Annotated in this window: 1 protein-coding gene; it reads right to left on the bottom strand. The window is 65.0% G+C overall.

Annotation, left to right across the window (positions count from 1 at the left end):
- Positions 1–50 precede the first annotated feature (50 nt).
- A partial coding sequence (locus tag JFB92_RS25000) for an IS256 family transposase (protein WP_199044676.1) occupies positions 51–918 on the bottom strand: 868 nt, incomplete at its 5' end.

The following is a 918-nucleotide window of genomic DNA, read 5'->3' as shown; positions in this document are numbered from 1 at the left end:
GGGGACTGTGTATCTAACGGTGTTACCGGCCTGTAGTTATCGGTTGTTTGCTATTGAACGGTGTCGATTCCCAGGCGGCCTGGGAAGGTCATCTCGAACGCCTGGAGTGCCAGCTTCCAGCGGGAACTCCAGCGTTTCTGCCCGGTCCCCTTCGGGTCGAGGGCCATCAGCGCCATGTAGACGCATTTGAGTGCGGCCTGCTCGGTCGGGAAATGCCCGCGGGCGTTCACGGCCCTGCGGATGCGGGCGTTGATCGACTCGATGGCGTTGGTGGAGCAAATCAGCTTCCTGATCTCGATGTCGTAGGCCAGGAACGGCGTGAAGGTCGCCCATTGAGCATCCCAGAGCCGGACGATGGTCGGGTAGCGTTCGCCCCACTCCGCGGTCAGGTCCTCGAACGCTTCCCGGGCGTCGGTCTCACTGGCGGCCTGGTAGATCGGTTTGAGCGCGCGTTTGAGCGCGTCCCAGTCACGGCGCGAGGCGTAGCGGAAGGAGTTGCGGATCAGGTGGATCACGCAGGTCTGCACCGTTGCTGCCGGCCAAGTCGCCTCGATCGATTCGGGTAGGCCCTTGAGCCCGTCGCAGACGGCCATGAGGACGTCCTTGACACCCCGATTGCGCAGCTCGGTGAGGACTCTGAGCCAGTACTTGGCGCCCTCGCCGTCGCCGGGCTCACCGGCCCAGAGCCCCAGCAGGTCCCGCTTGCCCTCGACGGTGACGCCGACGGCCAGGTAGATCGGTCGGTTGGTGACCGTCCCCTCGCGGATCTTGACGCGGATCGCGTCGATGAACACCACCGGATAGACCGGGTCCAGGGGCCGGTGCTGCCATTCGCGCATGGCCTCGAGCATCGAATCGGTGATGGCCGAGATGGTCTCCTTGGACACGCTCGCCCCGTAGACCTCGGCCAGGTGCGCC

The organism is Glycomyces salinus (assembly GCF_016428645.1).
GTDB classification, from domain to species: Bacteria; Actinomycetota; Actinomycetes; order Mycobacteriales; family Micromonosporaceae; genus Glycomyces; species Glycomyces salinus.
This window is presented reverse-complemented; position numbering and strand designations above follow the sequence as displayed.